Raw genomic sequence first — 18,227 nt, 5'->3', positions numbered from 1 at the left:
ATATCACCTTGGATGGCCTTGCATCCCGGCGGAACGCGATTCCGAGGTTGTCCTACCCGGAAAAATCGGAAACAAGAGGGCGCAAACGACCGAGGACCGTCTCAAGGGCTGAGATCAGATGAGCACCGAAGAACTTCCCCCGCGCGAATCCATGGAATTCGACGTCGTCATTGTCGGCGCCGGCCCCTCGGGTCTGTCGGCCGCGATCCGGCTGAAGCAACTCAATGCCGATCTCAATGTGGTCGTGGTGGAGAAGGGCTCCGAGGTCGGCGCACATATTCTCTCGGGCGCGGTGATCGACCCGGCCGGACTCGACAAGCTCATTCCGGACTGGCGGGAGGATGCCGACTGCCCGCTGAAGACGCAGGTCAAGGACGACCGCTTCTACTGGATGACGGGCGGCGGCGCGATCAAGCTGCCGAATTTCATGATGCCGCCGCTGATGGACAATCATCACTGCTATATCGGCTCGCTCGGCAATGTCTGCCGCTGGCTGGCGCGCAAGGCCGAGGCGCTCGGCGTCGAGATCTATCCGGGCTTTGCCGCGGCCGAGGTGCTCTACGACGAGGGGGGCAAGGTCAGGGGCATCGCCACCGGCGACATGGGAATCGGCCGCGACGGCAAGCCGAAGGATTCCTTTACCCGCGGTATGGAATTGCTCGGCAAGTACACGCTGTTTGCCGAAGGCGCCCGAGGCAGCCTGACCAAGCAGCTCATCAACAAATTCGCACTCGACGCCAAGGCTGAGCCGCCAAAATTCGGCATCGGCCTCAAGGAGGTTTGGCAGATCGATCCCGCCAAGCACCAGAAGGGCTTGATCCAGCATTCGTTCGGCTGGCCGCTCGACATGAAGACCGGCGGCGGCTCGTTCCTGTACCATTACGACGACAATCTCGTCGCTGTCGGCTTCGTCGTGCACCTCAATTACGACGATCCCTATCTGTCCCCGTTCGACGAATTCCAGCGCTTCAAGACCCATCCCTCGATCCGCGGCACCTTCGAAGGCGCCAAGCGGCTCGCTTATGGCGCGCGCGCCATCACCGAGGGCGGCTATCAGTCGGTGCCGAAGCTGAGCTTCCCCGGGGGCGCGCTGATCGGTTGCGCGGCCGGGTTCGTCAACGTGCCGCGCATCAAGGGCGTGCACAACGCGATGGGCACCGGCATGCTCGCCGCCGAGCACGTCGCAGCCGCGATTGCCGCCGATCGCGCCAATGACGAACTCGTCGAATACGAGAATGCCTGGCGCACGTCGTCGGTCGGCAAGGATTTGTTCCTGGTCCGCAACGTCAAGCCGCTGTGGTCGAAGTTCGGCACCGTGCTCGGCGTCGCGCTGGGCGGCTTCGACATGTGGTGCAACACGCTGTTCGGCGGCTCGCTGTTCGGCACCCAGTCGCACCTCAAGCCCGACCGCGCCACGCTCGATCCTGCCAAGAGCCACGCGCCCAGGAATTACCCGAAGCCCGATGGCAAGATCACCTTCGACAAGTTGTCCTCGGTGTTTTTGTCCAACACCAATCACGAGGAGGACCAGCCGATCCATCTGAAGGTGGCGGACATGAACCTCCAGAAGGCCTCCGAGCATGACGTCTTCGCCGGCCCCTCGAATCGCTACTGCCCGGCCGGCGTCTATGAATGGATCGAGGAGGGGGCGGGCCCGCGCTTCCAGATCAATGCCCAGAACTGCGTCCACTGCAAAACCTGCGACGTGAAGGATCCCAACGGCAACATCACCTGGGTTCCCCCGGAGGGCGGCGGCGGCCCGAACTACGAGGCGATGTAAGGGCGGGCTCACTGGTGATCTGACGCACGTTCGCGTGAGAACCCGGCCGCGGCCACCCGCCGCGGCCACGATAAGGCCATAGTAGCGGCGTCTTGGGGCGCGGGTGGCCGGTTTGGGGCGTGCGGAGGCGATCGTCCGGTCCGAATCCTTGCGGCGAAGCGCCAAAAGCGGCATTGTCGGCCTGACGGTTCCGGGTCCCGATGCCACCGGCCGCGTTCGCATGCGATACGGCCTTCTGCTGCAAACCCAGGCAATACCAACTCAAGGCGAGCCCTGATGTTTTCAAATCGTTTCAACCGCTGGACTGCTGCCGCCATCGTCCTCACCGCGATCACGACGGTCCCCGGCGCGGTGCTGGCGCAGACGCCGGATCATCCGGAGAGCACGGCGGCGCAGTTTCCGACCCGAAACGATCTGAAGTCGCTGACCGGTGCCGGCAGCTATCTCGCCGCGCGCCACGCCAGCGTCGAGCGTGACGCGGCGTCCGCCGCCGCATTCTACCGTTCGGCGCTCCGCACCGATCCGAAGAACAACGAGCTGCTCGACCGTGCCTTCATCTCCTCGGTCGCGGACGGCGACATCGACGAGGCGGTCAAGCTGGCCGAGCGCATCCTCACCATCGACAAGACCAACCGTGTCGCGCGTCTCGTCGTCGGCGTGCATGATCTCAAGCTGAAGAAGTACCCTGCTGCGCAGACCAATATCAACCAGTCGATCCGCGGTCCGATCACCGATCTCGTCGCCACGCTGCTGTCGGGCTGGGCCGCCTATGGTGCGGGCGATGCCAAGGGTGGTGTCGCCGCCATCGACAAGCTGGCAGGTCCGGAATGGTATCCGCTGTTCAAGGACCTTCATGCGGGCATGATCCTGGAGCTCTCCGGCAAGGAGAAGGACGCCGGCACCCGCTTCGAGCGCGCCTACAAGCTCGATGATTCCATGCTGCGCGTGACCGAGGCCTATGCGCGCTGGCTGTCGCGCAACAAGGATTCCACCGCCGCGACCAATGTCTACCTGGCCTTCGACAAGAAGCTCGCGCGTCATCCGCTGATCCAGGAAGGTCTGCGCGAGACCAAGGCCGGCAAGAAGATGCCGCCGCTCGTGGATTCCGCGCAGGCCGGCGCCGCCGAAGCGCTCTATGGCATCGGCGCGACGCTGACCCGCCGCGGCGGCGAGGATCTGGCGCTGGTCTATCTCCAGCTCTCGCTCTACCTGCAGCCGAGCCATCCGCTGGCACTGCTCTCGCTCGCCGATCTCTACGAATCGGTGAAGCGGCCGCAGATGGCGATCAAGGTCTATGAGCGCGTGCCCGCGTCCTCGCCGCTCAAGCGCAACGCCCAGATTCAGCTCGCCATCGATCTCGACTCCGCCGACCGCACCGACGAGGCGATCAAGATCCTCAAGGGCGTCACCACGGAGGATCCCAAGGACCTCGAAGCCATCATGGCGCTCGGCAACATCGAGCGCGGCCGCAAGAAGTTCGGCGACTGCGGCGCGACCTACTCGCAAGGCATCGACGTGCTGCCGGCCGGCAACGACAAGGCCAACAGCGTCTGGTACTACTATCGCGGCATCTGCGAGGAGCGCTCCAAGCAGTGGGCCAAGGCCGAAGCCGACATGAAGAAGGCGCTCGAGCTGCAGCCCGACCAGCCGCACGTGCTCAACTATCTTGGCTATTCCTGGATCGACCAGGGCATCAATCTCGACGAGGGCATGAAGATGATCAAGCGCGCCGTCGAGCAGCGTCCCGACGACGGCTATATCGTCGATTCGCTCGGCTGGGCCTATTACCGCATCGGCAATTATGAGGAGGCGGTGAAGAACCTCGAGCGCGCGATCGATCTCAAGCCCGAGGATCCCACCATCAACGACCACCTCGGCGATGCCTATTGGCGCGTCGGCCGCACGCTGGAAGCCAAGTTCCAGTGGTCGCATGCGCGCGATCTCAAGCCCGAGCCGGAAGAGCTGCCGAAGATCGAGGCCAAGATCGCCAATGGCCTCACCGAGGATAATTCCAACTCTTCCGCGGCGCAGGCCGAGAAGAAGAAGGACGACGGCAAGGGCGGCTGAGATCTGGGGCAAGTTGGGGGCTGTCGCCGATGCCGGCGTTGATTGAAGAAGGGCGGGCGAAGGTCAATTTGAGCCTTCGCGTCATCGGCCGTCGTGCCGACGGCTATCATGATCTCGAAAGCGTGGTTGCGTTCGCCGACTGTGCCGACAGGCTCACGCTGGAGCCCGACGGCGAGCTGAAGCTCACCACCACCGGGCCGCTGGCTGCGGCTTGCGGCGACACTGCTGACAATCTCGTGCTCAAGGCCGCCAAGCTTCTGGCCGAGGCTGTCCCTGGCCTGAAGCTCGGCGCCTTCTCGCTCGACAAGGTGCTTCCGGTTGCCGCCGGCATCGGCGGCGGCTCAGCGGATGCCGCAGCGGCGCTGCGGCTCCTCGCGCGTCTCAATGATCTATCGCTCGATGATCCCCGCGTTCAGAAAGTCGCGCTCGCGACCGGCGCCGACGTGCCGGTGTGCCTCCTCTCGCGCGCCTGCGACATGACCGGCGTCGGCGAGCAGCTGTTGCCGCTCGCGCTGCCGAGCATGCCCTGCGTCTTGGTCAATCCGCGCGTGCCGGTTGCCACCAAGGACGTGTTCCAGGCGCTGGGCCTGCGCAACGGCGAGCTTCTGGTTGGCGCTACCTCGGTCCTCGAAGCGCCGGCGTGGCCGGAGGAGGGGGCCTCGATCGCCGATTGGGTCGAGGTTCTCGAAACGGTCGCCAATGACCTCGAAGCGCCGGCGATGCGCATCGAGCCTGTCATCGGCGAGGTGCTGGACGCCTTGCGTACGTCCGCCGGCGTCAAGCTCGCCCGGATGTCCGGCTCCGGCGCGACGTGCTTTGCGATCTACGGCGCACCGGTCGAGACGCACGCCGCCGCCGAAAAGATCCGCCGCGATCACCCCGGCTGGTGGGTGCATGCGGGGACGTTGAGCTAGCTCTGTTCGTCATAGCGAGCGTAGCGAAGCAATCCAAATCTCTCAGCGGTGACAGTCTGGATTGCTTCGCTACGCTCGCAATGACGTGGATATAGTCGAGCTAGCCTAAGCCATCCTCGGCCAATTCCAGAAACCGCCGGATCTCGTCCAACACCTCCTGCGGCTTGTCATGCTGCAGCCAGTGTCCCGCCCCGGCGATGGTCTTGATGCGCGCGTTCTGGAAATAGCGCTCCAGGCCTGCGGCCTTTGCGCCGGCCAGAAAACTTTTGCCGGCATTGAGCAGCAGCGTCGGGCAGGCGATGCGTGACCACAAGGCGACGTGATCGTCGGGCCAGAGCCGGTGCGGCGCGCTGGCACGTTGGTAGGGATCGAACTTCCAGCTATAGGTGCCGTCCTCGTTCCGTCGCGCGCCATGCGTGGCGAGATGCAGCGCGAGGTCGCGCGACAGCCGCCTGTTGTGAAGCACCATCTGCGCGGCCGCGTCCGCTAGAGTCGAATATCGACGCGGCGTCCGGTCGTGCAGCTTGTCGAGTTGGGCCACCCATTTGCCGATGCGCTCATGCACCGGCGGCTTTGGTGCATCCGGCAACATGGTCACGCCGTCGAGGACGACCAGCTTCGTGACCTGCTCGGGGAATGAACCTGAAAAGATCAGGCTCACCATGCCGCCCATCGAATGGCCGATGAGACCGACTTGAGGCGCTGCAATGGTGCGGACGAGCTGGGTAAGATCGTAGACATATTCGGTCAGCGCGTAGCTGCCGCCCCTCGTCCAATCGGAATCGCCGTGACCGCGCAGGTCGGGTGCGAGCACGTGAAAATGCGGCTGCAACGATCGGGCGATGTGATCCCAGCTGCGGCAATGATCGCGGCCCCCATGGACCAGGATCAGAGCGGGCGCGCCCTCGTTGCCCCAGTCGGCGTAATGCAGCCGCAGGCCGTGCGATTCATAGAAGCGGCTTTGCGGGGTGCTAGCCATTTGCCGGCCGCCGCGCCAAGGCAAGCGAGAGGCCGAGGCCCGCGATGAAGACGCCGGAGCCTTGCGTGAGGCGCCGCATCAGCTGCGGCCGTCCGATCAGCTGCGCGCGCGTTGCCGAGGCCATCAGCACCACCACGACGTCGGCGAGTGTGTTCAGTGCCACCGAGATCGCACCGAGCAGGATGAATTGCAGCGTCGGGTTCGATCCCGCGGGATCGAGAAACTGCGGAATGAAGGCGAGAAAGAACGCCGCAGTCTTCGGATTCAGCGCCTCGACCAGCACGCCGTCGCGGAACGCGCGCTTGTCGCCGACGGCTTCGCTCTCGAGCGACTGCGCACGCACGGCGCCGCGAAACGTCCTGATGCCGAGCCAGACCAGATAGAGCGCGCCGACGAATTTCACGGCGGCAAACAGTTCCGCGCTGGCCAGGATGATCGCGGAGATGCCAAGACTGCCGGCCACGACATGGACCATGCCGCCCAGCGCCGTGCCCGCGGTCGAGGCAAAGCCGCTCGCGCGGCCGTCCGAAAGTGTTCGCGCCGCGACGTAAAAAATGCCGGGGCCGGGAATCGCCGCAATTAGGAATGCTGCGGCCAGGAACAGCCAGAAATTGGTTTCGGTCATCCTGTTTTCGTAGCTGAGCGAGCGGCGATTGCAAGGCCTCTCGCTTAGCCCATCCGGCGGAAGATCACGCTCGCATTGACTCCGCCGAAGCCGAACCCGTTGGAGATCGCATGCTGCATCGGCATCGGCCGTGCGGCACCGGCGACAATGTCGATGCCGTCAGCGCCAGGATCCGGGTTTTCGAGATTGAGCGTCGGCGGCGCGATCTGATCGCGCAGAGCGAGCACGGCGAAGATTGCTTCCAGCCCACCGGCCGCGCCGAGCAGATGGCCGGTGGCCGATTTGGTCGCGCTCACCGCAATGCCCCGATTGCGGCCGAACAGCGTGGCGATGGCGCCGAGCTCGCTCTCGTCGCCGGCCGGAGTCGACGTCGCGTGCGCGTTCAGGTGCTGCACATCCGGGGGCGCGAGCTTCGCCTGCCGTAGCGCGATCTCCATGGCGCGGCGGGCGCCGTCGCCATCCGGTGGACCCGATGTCATGTGATAGGCGTCCGCCGTCGTGCCGTAGCCGACGATCTCCGCGATCGGCTTCGCACCGCGCGCGAGCGCATGCTCCAGCGCCTCGATCACCAGGATGCCTGCACCTTCGCCCATGACAAAGCCGTCGCGGTCGCGATCGAACGGCCGCGAGGCGCGTGCGGGTTCGTCGTTGAAGCCGCTCGACAGGGCTCGCGCCGCCGCAAAGCCGCCGAGGCTGACGATATCGATGCAGGCCTCGGCGCCGCCGCAGATCGCGACATCGGCCTCGCCGAGGCGGATCATGCGTGCGGCATCGCCGATCGCCTGCACGCCGGCCGCGCAGGCCGTGACCGGCGTGCCCAGCGCGCCCTTGTAGCCGTATTTGATCGAGACGTGGCCGGCGGCGAGATTGGCGAGGAAGGAGGGAATCGTGAACGGCGACAGCCGCCGCGCGCCGCGCTGCTCGGTGGTGCGCACGGCCTCCGCCATTGCGGGAAAGCCGCCGACGCCGGAAGCGATGATCGTCGCGGTGCGCTCCAGCGCGGCTGCGTCCTGCGGCGTCCATCGGGCTTGCGCGACCGCTTCTGCCGTGGCGAGCAGTGCGAACAGAATGAAGCGGTCCATCTTGCGTTGGTCTTTGGGCGCCGCGGCCTGCGCCGGATCGAAGCCGCCTTCGGCATCATCGGCCTTGTCGGGCACGAGCCCGGCAATGCGCGCCGGCAGCGCCTGCGCCCATTCGGGCAGCGGCCGCAGCCCGCTTTGCCCGGCGAGCAACCGCCGCCACGACAATTCGACACCGCAGCCGAGCGGCGACACTGCGCCCATTCCCGTCACGACGATACGACGCATGTCAGTCTCCGGCCGGCGCGACGGCCGGGTTCATTGCCTTGAGTGAAGCGAGGTGCTTGCGCATGCCGCGGCTGGCGCGTGGCCCGGGAATGGCGATGGTATTGGCGAGCGTGATAGGCTGCATGTTGGCCGCGTCGACCACGACCGGATCGAACGGGCGTGCGCTGTTCCGGTTCGCCAGCAGGATGGATTCGCCTTTGGGCGCGAGATGCTTGTTGCCCCAGGCGAGCAGCGTAGCGATCACGGGAAAGAAATCCCGCGCCTTGTCCGTCAGCACATATTCGTAGCGTGGCGGCCGATCTTGATAGCGGCGGCGCGTGAACATGCCGCTCTCGGTGAGATGGGCGAGCCGCCGCGATAGGATGTTCGGTGCAATGCCGAGGTTTTGCGAGAACTCATCGAACCTCGTCGCCCCCTGAAATGCATCGCGCAGGATCAGGATGCTCCACCATTCGCCGACCGTTTCCACGGCGCGGCCGACGGGGCATTCCAGGATCGAGGGGGATTTTGGCTGCATGGCGGGAAAGTATGGGGGTTACTTGCAAAATGCAAGTGACTGGGTGTGCTAGGATGCGGAGCGAATGAGGCTGGGTTCTGCTGGTGAGACAAAGCGCAGTTGCTGCAAAGCCGGGGCCCATACTGCTGATCGCTGGATGTCGCATGGGGCCCGGCTCTGCGCAGCAGCGTTTCACGCTGCAGCGGGTCGGGGACACGAGAGCGAGCGGTGCCGGACGCGCCACACTCCGTCATTGCGAACGTAGCGAAGATTCCATGGGGAGTGGATAGCGACCAGGTCTGAGGCCAGACTGAGGGTTGCTGAATCCATTCAACCTGGAGACGACGATGTTGCTCGATCATCCTTCCGACGGACTGGCCGCTATCCGCACGCAGTTTGGCGCAATTTTTGTGTCATTGGAACTGAGCCGTTCGACATGGCTGGTCACTTCGCTGTCGCCCTGCAAGGGCGAGAAGATGTCCAAACGCAGCATGAAGGCCGGCGAGCTTTCGGAACTGTTGAAGCTGTTTGCGGAGCTGAAGCGCAAGGCGCAGGCGCGAACGGGTGAGAGCTATCCGATCATCACGATCCAGGAGGCGGGGCTGGACGGGTTCTGGCTTCACCGCGCCCTGCAGCAGGAAGGCATCGAGAGCCACGTAGTCGATCCGGCCTCGATTGCGACGCCGCGCCGGCGCCGGCGGGCCAAGACGGACCGGCTGGATGGCGAGACGCTGTTGCGGACGCTGCTGGCCTACAAGCGCGGCGAGGTACGGGTCTGCGCCATGGTCGTTGCGCCCTCTCCGGCAGAGGAGGACCGCCGTAGGCTGTGCCGCGAGCGAGAGACCTTGATCGCGGAGCGGATCGAGCATGTGAACCGGATCAAGGGTCTTCTGTTCGCGCAAGGGATCTTCGACTACGCGCCGCTGCGGCGAGACCGGCGGAAGCGGCTGGAGGCCTTGCGGACGGGCGACGGGCGCGCCTTGCTGGCGCATCTGAAGGCGCAGATCAGCCGCGAACTCGACCGGCTCGAACTGCTGCTCGACCAGATCACGGCGGTGGAGCGCGAGCAGGATGCGTTGCTGGCCGCGAGCAAGGCGGCGGGGGAGAAGACCGTATCGAACCCGGTGGCAATGCTGCTCGAACTGAAGAGCCTGGGCCCGAACTTCACGGCCGTTCTCTGGTCGGAGGCCTTTTACCGGCAGTTCGCCAACCGCCGCCAGATTGCATCCTATGCCGGCCTTGCAGCCACGCCATGGCGCAGTGGCGGCATCGAGCGCGAGCAAGGCGTGTCGAAGGCTGGCAATCCGCGCCTGAGAACCACGATGATCCAGCTCGCCTGGCTCTGGGTACGCCACCAGCCTCAATCGGCTTTGACCCAGTGGTTCAAGGTGCACAGCCAACGCGGCCGCAAGCGCGCGATCGTGGCGCTCGCGCGCAAGCTGCTCGTGGCCCTCTGGAAGTACGTGACCGCGGGCGTGGTGATCGAGGGAGCCGAGATAAAGGCCGCCGCCTGACACCACGCTCCTCAGCCTCAAAGCCAATCCGCCGAGATTGATCAGCCTCGGCCGATCCGGGTGGACGAACCGATGGATTGCATGGCTTCAAACGCCGTAACGAAGAATGGTCTCGTCCTCTCGAGCCTGCCCGCCGCAAGCGGAATGTTGGTGCAGCCGCCGCCGCGCGGCGACCGAATGTGAGTTTGATCTGGCAAGCAAACCAGATTGCAAAAACCGGCTCGACCCTTGGATCGCCTGACGAAAAGGAGTTATCCGCCCGCTGCCCCGACTGCCAAAGCCTGATGGCGTGCTCGCTCGAGTCAAGGCCAAGTCGCTTCGCGACGGCCCTACGGGCCGACCTTGACTCGATCTGCGCGCGCCATCCTACGTGCTCCACGGTCGGGACGAAGAGCTGGCCTGCAATCGAACAAAGAGCTGAACAAACCGCCTTGACACACCAAATCCCCATGTGAGCAATCCAGAATGTCTTTCGCGGCGGCAGTGTTCGTCGCAACAGCTCCTCGCAATTGTCGATGTTCAATAATTCGCTGATTGGATCGCGGTGGTCTTGGAAGCGGCGAAAGCCTTGGGAGTTTGTCCTGCCAAGGCCTGATGGGGTCTGTGGTTGTTGTAGTAGACGAGGTACTCGAACAGTTCATTGGCGAAGTGGTCCAGGTTGTCGAAGGTCGTACCCTCGATGACGTCGTCATCGAGGGTACGCCAGAAGCGTTCGACCTTGCCGTTGGTCTGCGGCCGATAGGGCCTGGTGTAGCGGTGTTTGATGCCGAGCTCGAGCAGCATGGCCTCGAATGGATGCTCGGCCGGCTTGGTGCGGGCGGCGAACTCGGCGCCGTTGTCGGACAGGATTTCCTGGAAGACGAGCCCATAGGTGACGTTGAGGGTGTTGATCATCTTCAGGGTCTTGAACATGACCGGCAGCGCCTTCTTGGATGTCAGGACCTCGGCCCAGGCCAGACGCGAGCAGCTGTCGATCAGGCTGATGATGTAGGCCGTGACCGGGGGTGGCGCGAGGAACATATCGCGCGGCAATTGATGCAGATCGACGTGGCCCAGCTCCCCGAGCTTGTCCTTGATAATACGGCGTTTCTCCTCGCGCATCGCCGGCGTGCGGCGGTTCAGGCGGTGGCGCTTCAGCACCCGGTAGATCGTGATCGGCGAAGGTACCGTGTCGCGCGTTTCGCGCAAGACGGCATGAATCTCATAACGGTTCATCCCCCGCTTGCGATGGGCGACGATCTCCGCCTCGATCCCTTCCGGCTCGCGCCGTTCCCGCCACTTCGGGCCGCGCCGCCGCGGCAGCAGATCCGCGTCCTCGCCGCTCTGCAGATAGCGATTGTAATACTTGCGGAACGTCTGCGAGCAGGTCCCGTGGTGCCGGTAGAAGTCGCCGACCCGCTTGAACAGCGGCGATCGGCCAGCCTTCACCGCCTCATACTCCGAAATCAGAAAACGCCACTTCTGCAGATAGTTGCGTTCAACCGTTCGGTCATAGCTGTTGTCTCGCATCGGATCGTTCCTCCGCTGGAGCGATCCAATCAGCGAATTAGTGAACATGCACAGCAATGACGCTGTGGAGACAGCGCACACATATCCATCACCGTCACCCTGAGGTGCTCGCCTCTTCGGCGAGCCTCGAGGGATAGGCTAACAATCGCGCGTCGATCGATAAAGAGTAAGCGCCGTCGCCTAATGCGACCGCGCCAAACAGAACGCCACGACCTGCTCCAGCGCGCTCTTCATCGGTGAGGGCGGGAACAGCGCGAGTGCATCGACGGCCATGTCGCCGTAGTGCTGGGCGCGGCTCAGCGTATCCTCGAGCGCGCGGTGCTTGTTCATCAGGCCGATGGCGTGATCGAGGTCGCCATCGCCGATCTCGCCGCGCTCAAGCGCCCGGATCCAGAACGCGCGCTCGGTGTCGTTGCCGCGGCGGAAGGCGAGCACGACGGGCAGGGTGATCTTGCCCTCGCGGAAATCGTCGCCGGTGTTCTTGCCGAGCTTGGCGCTCTTGCCGCCATAGTCGAGCACGTCATCGACGAGCTGGAAGGCGATGCCGAGATTCATGCCGACCGAGCGGCACGCGGTCTGCTCCGCCTTGGGGCGGTTGGCGATGACAGGGCCGACCTCGCAGGCGGCTGCGAACAATTCGGCGGTCTTGCCGCGGATCACGGCGAGATATTCGTCCTCGGTGGTCGCGGTGTTCTTGGCTGCGGCCAGCTGCATCACCTCGCCCTCGGCGATGGTGGCGGCGGCCGCAGAGAGGATGTCGAGCGCGCGCAGCGAGCCGACCTCGACCATCATGCGAAAGGCCTGTCCCAGCAGGAAGTCACCGACCAGCACGCTCGCCTCGTTGCCCCAGAGCATGCGCGCCGACAGCTTGCCGCGGCGCATCTCGCTCTCGTCGACGACGTCGTCGTGGAGCAGGGTGGCGGTATGCATGAACTCGACGGAGGCAGCCAGCTTGATATGGCCGTCGCCGGTGTAGCCGGCGAGATTGGCCATGGCGAGCGTCAGCATCGGGCGCAGGCGTTTGCCCCCGGAGGAGATCAGGTGGTTGGCCACTTCCGGGATCATGGTCACATCCGAACCGGTCCGCGACAGGATCGTGGCGTTGACGCGCTCCATATCGGGGGCGACAAGGGCAACCAGCTCTTCGATCGACGCGCCGGGAGTTTCGAAAGGTACGATGACGGCCACGCCGGTCTCCAATATTTGCCCCGAAAGGGCTATTCTGATGGAAATACAATAGAAACTGGCGGCGGATGCGGCAAGGCCCGCGGAACCATTGACATTTGCCGCTTTAGCGACCTTCAGGCAGGAGACCTGCGTTTTGCGCGAACTGGTTCGGACCAACGATATGGTGCTGGTATCGGCGATTGGCGCGCTGCTCGACGGCGCCAACATCCATCATCTGGTGCTTGACCAGAACATGAGCATCATCGAGGGCTCGCTCGGTATTTTGCCGCGGCGGATCCTGGTTCATGAGGACGACGCCCAGGAGGCTAGGGAGCTCCTCACCGAAGCCGGCCTCAGCCACGAATTGCGCAGCGATGATTGAGGCCACAGATATTACCGAGGACGCCTTTCTCGGCGGGCAGTTGCGCTTGCGGCAGAAGCGATCCGGCCATCGCGCCGGGCATGACGCCATCCTGCTTGCGGCGGCGACCGGCGCCCAGGCCGGAGACCGCGTGGTCGATTTCGGCGCCGGCGTCGGCACGGCGGGGCTCGCGCTCGCTCGGCGCGTAGAGGGGATCAGGCTCAGCCTGGTCGAGATCGATCCGGAACTGGCGGAGCTCGCGCGGGCCAATGCCGCGGCGAACGCGATCGCCGCCGAGACCATCGTGCTCGACGTCACCGCGGATGCGCAGGCGTTTGCAGCAAACGGACTTCCGCCTGACAGTGTCGACGCAGTGCTGATGAACCCGCCCTTCAACGATCCCGCACGCCATCGCGGCTCGCCGGATCAGGCACGTCACGCCGCCCATGTGGCGACGGGGGAGACCCTGCATGCGTGGGTGCATGCAGCGCGGCGTATCCTCCGATCGAGCGGTGCGCTGACTCTGATCTGGCGCGCGGACGGAATCGCGGACGTCATGGCAGCGCTGTCACGCGGCTTCGGCAGCCTCGCGATCCTGCCGGTCCATGGCGAAGCGGGAAAGCCCGCGATCCGTGTTCTGGTCCGCGCAGTCAAAGGCGGCCGGGCTCCGACACGGTTGCTGCCGGGCCTCATGCTCAACGAAGAGTCAAACGTGCCTAAAAAAGAGGTAAGGGATATTCTGGAAGGAAAGGCGGAGGTGACGCTGGCGGAGCCGTGAGGCTTACTGCGGAAGCGATTCCGACTGCTGCTCTTGCGGAGAGGTGAAGCGAATCGCCGTGAAAAGCGCACCGATCAGCAGCATCAGCAGATAAATCTTCATGGCGTTTCCTCCGCTGCCTATTGCAGCTTCCCAACGGAAGATCTGCAAAACACGTTCCAGGCACTTCCAATGACACTCGCGTGATAAGAAATGGTTAATCAGAGGTAACGGCATGGCCGAACATTCGAACGATCGAGAGAGTTCCGGCCTGGCCGACAAGCTCATGCAATATCTCCCGGCGCGCTTCCGCCCCGGTGCGGCGGTGGTGCCGGTGGTGCGGCTGTCCGGCGTGATTGGTGCGGTGACGCCACTGCGTCCCGGCTTGACGCTTGCTGGCGTCGCGCGGGTGCTCGAGCGCGCGTTTTCCTATCGGCACGCCAAGGCCGTGGCGTTGGTGATCAATTCGCCCGGCGGCTCGCCGGTGCAGTCGCGCCAGATCTACTTGCGGATCAAGCAGCTGGCGGCGGAGAAGAAGCTGCCGGTGCTCGTGTTCGTCGAAGACGTCGCGGCCTCCGGCGGCTACATGATCGCCTGCGCCGGCGACGAGATCATCTGCGATCCCTCTTCGATCCTCGGCTCGATCGGTGTTGTCGGCGGCAGTTTCGGTTTTCAGGAGGCAATCAAGCGGCTCGGCATCGAGCGGCGCCTCTACACCGCAGGCGAACACAAGGCGATGCTCGACCCGTTCCTCCCGGAAAACCCCGATGACGTCGTCAGATTGAAGGCGATCCAGCGCGAGATCCACCAGATCTTCATCTCGCTGGTCAAGGAGAGTCGCGGCGCGCGGCTGAAGGGAGCGGACGACGCGCTGTTCACGGGCGAATACTGGGCCGGCGAGAGCGCCATCGCGCTGGGGCTCGCCGACGGCATCGGCGATCTCCGCTCAACTCTTCGTGCCCGCTATGGCGAGAAGGTTCTCACGCCCGTGATCGTGCAGCCGACTGGGCTGCTCTCCGGCCTCTTGGGGCGAAAAGCGCCCGGCGCGGGGCAGCTTTCGGCCCTGGAATCAATGGCCGGCCTGCCGGACGAACTGATCTCTGCGGTGGAGACGCGGGCGATTTGGGCGAAATTCGGGTTCTAGGCTCGGGCCCTCCCGCGCCATTTGGCCCGAGGTGAGCCAATTGCGGCGCAGGTCCATCTGCGCGACAATGTGCGTGGGGGCTGAGCATTGAATAAGGATCGACCGATGCCGCCGTTCGTCGCTTTCGCGGGCGTCCTGGGCGGGCTTGCCGTGGTCCGCTGGGCCTACAAGACCGCTGTCCGGATCAACCAGGAACTGGAGGAGATGCGCCTGTCGCGCGTCGCTGAAGCCGCCCGTATGGGGGATATCCAGACGCTGAAGCGTGACCCCGTGACCGGAGCTTACCGGCCGGGGTAGCCGGCGTTCTTTTTCGCACACCGTCATTCCGGGGGCGGTCGGCGGGACCGAACCCCGGTGCGCGATTGTGCACCTGAGAATCTCGAGATTCCGGGTCCGATGCTCCGGGCGTCCCGTCGCATCGTCCCGGAATGACAGCCATTTCCGCCCCCTTTGCCTTGATTCCCATCCCCGCCGTCGATACGGTCCCGCGCGATTCAAAACCCCCCGCGAGAGCCTGATCTGACGATGGACGCCTCATTGCCCGCCCATATGCGCCCGGAACGCTCGTTCCAGGGCTTCATCCTCGCGCTCCAGCGGTTCTGGGCCGAGCAGGGCTGCGTGATCTTGCAGCCTTACGACATGGAAATGGGCGCGGGCACCTTCCATCCGGCGACCACCCTGCGCGCGCTCGGGCCAAAGCCATGGAACGCGGCCTATGTGCAGCCCTCGCGCCGGCCCAAGGACGGCCGCTACGGCGAGAACCCCAACCGGATGCAGCACTACTACCAGTTCCAGGTGATCATGAAGCCGTCGCCGCCGAACCTTCAGGAGCTGTACCTGAAGTCGCTCGCGGCGATCGGCATCGATTCCGCCGTGCACGACATCCGCTTTGTCGAGGACGATTGGGAGAGCCCGACGCTGGGCGCCTGGGGCCTGGGGTGGGAGTGCTGGTGCGACGGTATGGAGGTCAGCCAGTTCACCTATTTCCAGCAGGTCGCGGGCTTCGAATGCGCGCCGGTTGCGGGCGAGCTCACCTATGGCCTCGAGCGCCTCGCGATGTACGTGCAGGGCGTCGACCGCGTCTACGACCTCAACTTCAACGGCCGTGATGGCGACTCCAAGGTCACTTATGGAGACGTCTTTCTGCAAGCGGAGCAGGAATATTCGCGGCACAACTTTGAATACGCCGACACCGCGATGCTGTTCGAGCAGTTCAAGATGGCGGAGGCTGCCTGCAAGAATTACCTCGACGCCGGCTGGCGCGAAGGCGGCAACAGCAAGCAGCATCTGATGGCGCTGCCGGCCTATGACCAGTGCATCAAGGCGAGCCATGTCTTCAATCTGCTCGATGCCCGCGGCGTGATCTCCGTGACCGAGCGGCAGAGCTACATTCTGCGCGTGCGTGAGCTGGCCAAGGCTTGCGGCGAGGCCTGGATCCACACTGAAGCGGGCGGAGCGGCCTGATGCCCGATCTTTTGCTTGAACTCTTCTCGGAAGAAATTCCCGCGCGCATGCAGGCCAAGGCGGCCGACGATCTGCGCCGCATGGTCACCGACAAGCTGGTTGCCGAAGGCCTGGTCTACGAGGGCGCGAAAGCCTTCGCGACGCCGCGCCGTCTTGCGCTCACCGTGCACGGCATTCCTGCGCGCCAGCCTGATCTGAAGACCGAGCGCCGCGGCCCCAAAGTCGGCGCGCCCGACGCGGCCGTGCTGGGCTTTCTCAAAGCGACAGGATTGAAGTCGCTGGACGAGGCCAAGATCCAGCGCGACCCCAAGGGTGATTTCTACATCGGCTTGATCGAAAAGCCCGGCCGCGACGCAATCGACGTGCTCGCCGAATTCCTGCCCGTCATCATCCGCACCTTCCCCTGGCCGAAATCGATGCGCTGGGGCGCGCGTTCCGGAAAACCCGGCTCGCTGAACTGGGTGCGTCCGCTGCACGCGATCACCGCGACCTTCGGGCTCGAGACCGAAGAGCCGGATGTCGTGAAGTTTGCGGTGGACGGCATCGAGACCGGCCAAACCACCTACGGCCACCGCTTCCTCGCGCCGGCGCCAATTCAGGTGCGCCGCTTCGAGGACTATGAGGCAAAGCTACTCGATGCCAAGGTCGTGCTCGACCCCGAGCGCCGCAAGGACGCCATCCTCACCGACGCCAAGCAGCTTGCCTTTGCGCAAGGTTTCGAGCTCGTGGAGGACCAGACCCTGCTCGATGAGGTCGCGGGCCTGGTCGAATGGCCGGTCGTGCTGATGGGCTCGTTCGAGCCGGAATTCCTGACAACGCCCGGGGAGGTGATCCGCGCCACCATCCGCAATAACCAGAAGTGCTTTGTCGTCAGCGATCCCAAGACGGGCAAGCTCGCGAGCAAGTTCATCCTGGTCGCCAATATCGAGGCGACTGACGGCGGCAAGACCATCGTCGCCGGCAATGAGCGCGTCATCCGCGCGCGCCTGTCGGACGCGAAGTTCTTCTACGAGACGGACCTCAAGACCAAGCTTGAGGATCGTCTGCCGAAGTTCGAGCAGATCGTGTTCCATGAGAAGCTCGGCACCCAGGCCGCGCGCATCAAGCGCATCGAGCGTCTCGCCGCCGAGATCGCGCCTTTGGTTGGCGCCGATGTCGCCAAGGCGACGCGTGCTGCGCATCTGGCCAAGGCCGATCTGCTGACCGAGGTCGTCGGCGAATTCCCCGAGGTCCAGGGCCTGATGGGCAAGTACTACGCCTTGGCGCAGCGCGAGGACGCCTCCGTCGCCGCTGCGTGCGAAGAGCATTACAAGCCGCAAGGCCCTGCCGATCGCGTCCCGACTGATCCGGTCAGCGTTGCGGTCGCGCTTGCTGACAAGCTCGATACGCTGGTCGGCTTCTGGGCGATCGACGAAAAGCCGACGGGCAGCAAGGACCCCTATGCGCTGCGGAGAGCGGCGCTGGGCGTGATCAGGCTGATTGCCGAGAACGCGCTTCGTCTGTCGTTGATGAAGGTGGCGGAGTCCGCGTTCGCCGGCCTCTCGGTGAAGTCCGCCGATGCGCAGAAGCTTCCGAGCGACCTGCTCGCCTTCTTCGCCGACCGTCTGAAAGTCCAGCTTCGCGAGCAGGGCGCGCGGCACGATCTCGTCGACGCCGTGTTCGCCCTCGGCGGCCAGGACGATCTCTTGATGATCGTGCGCCGCGTCGAGGCGCTCGGAAAATTCCTCGACACTGACGACGGAAAGAACCTGCTCGCCGGCACCAAGCGGGCCAGCAACATCCTTTCGATCGAGGAAAAGAAGGACAAGCGGACCTTCGACGGTGCGCCGGATGCTGCGCTTTACAGCCTCGCTGAGGAAAAGGCGCTTGCCAAGGCGATTGGCGAGGTGAAGGCGGGAGCCGGCGCCGCCGTCGCCAGGGAAGACTTTGCTGCCGCCATGAGCGCGATGGCAAAGCTGCGCCCGCCGGTGGATGCGTTCTTCGACAAGGTCCGCGTCAACGACGAAGATCCGAAGGTGCGCGAGAACCGTCTGAAGCTGCTGAACGAGATCCGCAGCGCCACGCGGGCGGTGGCGGACTTCTCGAAGATCCAGGATTGAGGCGAGGCGAGGCCGCGCAATAAGCACCACCGTGCGCGAAGCGC

17 protein-coding genes and 1 pseudogene are annotated in these 18,227 nt (G+C 64.6%); 12 read left to right on the top strand and 6 right to left on the bottom strand.

The features are described 5' to 3' along the window. The first annotated feature begins 118 nt into the window (after positions 1-118). From BRAD3257_RS29520 to BRAD3257_RS29510, 5 genes and pseudogenes are all read left to right on the top strand, one after another. On the top strand, positions 119-1,780 hold the full coding sequence (locus BRAD3257_RS29520) for an electron transfer flavoprotein-ubiquinone oxidoreductase (RefSeq protein ID WP_122404799.1): 1,662 nt from the start codon (positions 119-121) through the stop codon (positions 1,778-1,780). A gap of 276 nt (positions 1,781-2,056) precedes the next feature. Continuing rightward, positions 2,057-3,412 (top strand): annotated as a pseudogene (locus BRAD3257_RS29515) (tetratricopeptide repeat protein); the annotation flags it as partial. Continuing rightward, positions 3,373-3,585: a hypothetical protein gene (locus BRAD3257_RS42310; RefSeq protein ID WP_376707277.1), complete on the top strand. Its 213-nt coding sequence runs from the start codon at positions 3,373-3,375 to the stop codon at positions 3,583-3,585. The pseudogene BRAD3257_RS29515 and the gene BRAD3257_RS42310, both read left to right, overlap by 40 nt. Further along, on the top strand, positions 3,491-3,847 hold the full coding sequence (locus tag BRAD3257_RS42305; RefSeq protein WP_407194488.1) for a tetratricopeptide repeat protein: 357 nt from the start codon (positions 3,491-3,493) through the stop codon (positions 3,845-3,847). Before BRAD3257_RS42310 ends, BRAD3257_RS42305 begins: the two co-directional genes overlap by 95 nt. Before the next feature lie 29 nt (positions 3,848-3,876). Continuing rightward, positions 3,877-4,761, top strand: a complete 885-nt coding sequence (locus BRAD3257_RS29510) for a 4-(cytidine 5'-diphospho)-2-C-methyl-D-erythritol kinase (protein WP_162500401.1) — start codon at positions 3,877-3,879, stop codon at positions 4,759-4,761. 100 nt (positions 4,762-4,861) lie between these two features. On the opposite strand, the gene BRAD3257_RS29505 is transcribed toward BRAD3257_RS29510, so the two are convergent. From BRAD3257_RS29505 to BRAD3257_RS29490, 4 genes are read right to left on the bottom strand one after another with little or no spacing between them, the layout of a single operon-like run. After that, positions 4,862-5,740, bottom strand: coding sequence for an alpha/beta fold hydrolase (locus tag BRAD3257_RS29505; protein ID WP_122404796.1), 879 nt, complete (start codon positions 5,738-5,740; stop codon positions 4,862-4,864). After that, positions 5,733-6,365 (bottom strand): LysE family translocator, encoded by a 633-nt coding sequence (locus BRAD3257_RS29500; protein ID WP_122404795.1) that lies wholly within the window; start codon positions 6,363-6,365, stop codon positions 5,733-5,735. The genes BRAD3257_RS29505 and BRAD3257_RS29500 overlap by 8 nt, the downstream gene beginning before the upstream one ends. Positions 6,366-6,409: 44 nt before the next feature. Next, positions 6,410-7,672 (bottom strand): beta-ketoacyl-ACP synthase II, encoded by a 1,263-nt coding sequence (fabF, locus tag BRAD3257_RS29495; RefSeq protein WP_122404794.1) that lies wholly within the window; start codon positions 7,670-7,672, stop codon positions 6,410-6,412. 1 nt (position 7,673) lies between these two features. Continuing rightward, positions 7,674-8,189, bottom strand: coding sequence for a winged helix-turn-helix transcriptional regulator (locus tag BRAD3257_RS29490; RefSeq protein WP_122404793.1), 516 nt, complete (start codon positions 8,187-8,189; stop codon positions 7,674-7,676). A 326-nt stretch (positions 8,190-8,515) separates the two neighbouring features. Between BRAD3257_RS29490 and BRAD3257_RS29485 the strand changes: the two genes are divergently transcribed. Then, the gene (locus tag BRAD3257_RS29485; RefSeq protein WP_122406819.1) at positions 8,516-9,682 is read left to right on the top strand and encodes an IS110 family RNA-guided transposase; all 1,167 of its coding nucleotides are present in this window, start codon (positions 8,516-8,518) and stop codon (positions 9,680-9,682) included. Between the two features lie 519 nt (positions 9,683-10,201). Here BRAD3257_RS29485 and BRAD3257_RS29480 read toward each other — a convergent pair. Beyond that, the gene (locus BRAD3257_RS29480) at positions 10,202-11,191 is read right to left on the bottom strand and encodes an integrase core domain-containing protein (RefSeq protein WP_160118749.1); all 990 of its coding nucleotides are present in this window, start codon (positions 11,189-11,191) and stop codon (positions 10,202-10,204) included. Between the two features lie 180 nt (positions 11,192-11,371). Further along, the gene (locus tag BRAD3257_RS29475; protein WP_122406818.1) at positions 11,372-12,379 is read right to left on the bottom strand and encodes a polyprenyl synthetase family protein; all 1,008 of its coding nucleotides are present in this window, start codon (positions 12,377-12,379) and stop codon (positions 11,372-11,374) included. Between the two features lie 133 nt (positions 12,380-12,512). On the opposite strand from BRAD3257_RS29475, the gene BRAD3257_RS29470 reads away from it, so the two are divergent. From BRAD3257_RS29470 to glyS, 6 genes are all read left to right on the top strand, one after another. Further along, complete coding sequence (locus BRAD3257_RS29470; RefSeq protein ID WP_122404792.1) at positions 12,513-12,740, top strand: putative signal transducing protein; 228 nt, start codon at positions 12,513-12,515, stop codon at positions 12,738-12,740. Beyond that, on the top strand, positions 12,733-13,497 hold the full coding sequence (locus BRAD3257_RS29465; protein WP_122404791.1) for a tRNA1(Val) (adenine(37)-N6)-methyltransferase: 765 nt from the start codon (positions 12,733-12,735) through the stop codon (positions 13,495-13,497). The genes BRAD3257_RS29470 and BRAD3257_RS29465 overlap by 8 nt, the downstream gene beginning before the upstream one ends. A gap of 214 nt (positions 13,498-13,711) precedes the next feature. Further along, on the top strand, positions 13,712-14,620 hold the full coding sequence (locus BRAD3257_RS29460) for a S49 family peptidase (RefSeq protein ID WP_122404790.1): 909 nt from the start codon (positions 13,712-13,714) through the stop codon (positions 14,618-14,620). 105 nt (positions 14,621-14,725) lie between these two features. Beyond that, complete coding sequence (locus tag BRAD3257_RS29455; protein WP_028178670.1) at positions 14,726-14,917, top strand: hypothetical protein; 192 nt, start codon at positions 14,726-14,728, stop codon at positions 14,915-14,917. 228 nt (positions 14,918-15,145) lie between these two features. Then, positions 15,146-16,084: a glycine--tRNA ligase subunit alpha gene (locus tag BRAD3257_RS29450; RefSeq protein ID WP_122404789.1), complete on the top strand. Its 939-nt coding sequence runs from the start codon at positions 15,146-15,148 to the stop codon at positions 16,082-16,084. Then, entirely contained in the window at positions 16,084-18,183 is a 2,100-nt protein-coding gene (glyS, locus tag BRAD3257_RS29445; RefSeq protein WP_122404788.1) for a glycine--tRNA ligase subunit beta, read from the top strand. The genes BRAD3257_RS29450 and glyS overlap by 1 nt, the downstream gene beginning before the upstream one ends. The last annotated feature ends 44 nt before the right edge of the window (positions 18,184-18,227 follow it).

Origin of the sequence: Bradyrhizobium vignae (genome assembly GCF_900324035.1) — a bacterium.
GTDB classification, from domain to species: Bacteria; Pseudomonadota; Alphaproteobacteria; order Rhizobiales; family Xanthobacteraceae; genus Bradyrhizobium; species Bradyrhizobium vignae.
This window is presented reverse-complemented; position numbering and strand designations above follow the sequence as displayed.

Coding starts and splice junctions, on each gene's coding strand:
- glyS (WP_122404788.1), top strand. CDS start 16,084: ATGCCCGATCTTTTGCTTGAACTCTTCTCGGAAGAAATTCCCGCGCGC.
- BRAD3257_RS29505 (WP_122404796.1), bottom strand. CDS start 5,740: ATGGCTAGCACCCCGCAAAGCCGCTTCTATGAATCGCACGGCCTGCGG.
- BRAD3257_RS29465 (WP_122404791.1), top strand. CDS start 12,733: ATGATTGAGGCCACAGATATTACCGAGGACGCCTTTCTCGGCGGGCAG.
- BRAD3257_RS29500 (WP_122404795.1), bottom strand. CDS start 6,365: ATGACCGAAACCAATTTCTGGCTGTTCCTGGCCGCAGCATTCCTAATT.
- fabF (WP_122404794.1), bottom strand. CDS start 7,672: ATGCGTCGTATCGTCGTGACGGGAATGGGCGCAGTGTCGCCGCTCGGC.
- BRAD3257_RS42305 (WP_407194488.1), top strand. CDS start 3,491: ATGAAGATGATCAAGCGCGCCGTCGAGCAGCGTCCCGACGACGGCTAT.
- BRAD3257_RS29490 (WP_122404793.1), bottom strand. CDS start 8,189: ATGCAGCCAAAATCCCCCTCGATCCTGGAATGCCCCGTCGGCCGCGCC.
- BRAD3257_RS29455 (WP_028178670.1), top strand. CDS start 14,726: ATGCCGCCGTTCGTCGCTTTCGCGGGCGTCCTGGGCGGGCTTGCCGTG.
- BRAD3257_RS29485 (WP_122406819.1), top strand. CDS start 8,516: ATGTTGCTCGATCATCCTTCCGACGGACTGGCCGCTATCCGCACGCAG.
- BRAD3257_RS29480 (WP_160118749.1), bottom strand. CDS start 11,191: ATGCGAGACAACAGCTATGACCGAACGGTTGAACGCAACTATCTGCAG.
- BRAD3257_RS29460 (WP_122404790.1), top strand. CDS start 13,712: ATGGCCGAACATTCGAACGATCGAGAGAGTTCCGGCCTGGCCGACAAG.
- BRAD3257_RS29450 (WP_122404789.1), top strand. CDS start 15,146: ATGGACGCCTCATTGCCCGCCCATATGCGCCCGGAACGCTCGTTCCAG.
- BRAD3257_RS29510 (WP_162500401.1), top strand. CDS start 3,877: ATGCCGGCGTTGATTGAAGAAGGGCGGGCGAAGGTCAATTTGAGCCTT.
- BRAD3257_RS29520 (WP_122404799.1), top strand. CDS start 119: ATGAGCACCGAAGAACTTCCCCCGCGCGAATCCATGGAATTCGACGTC.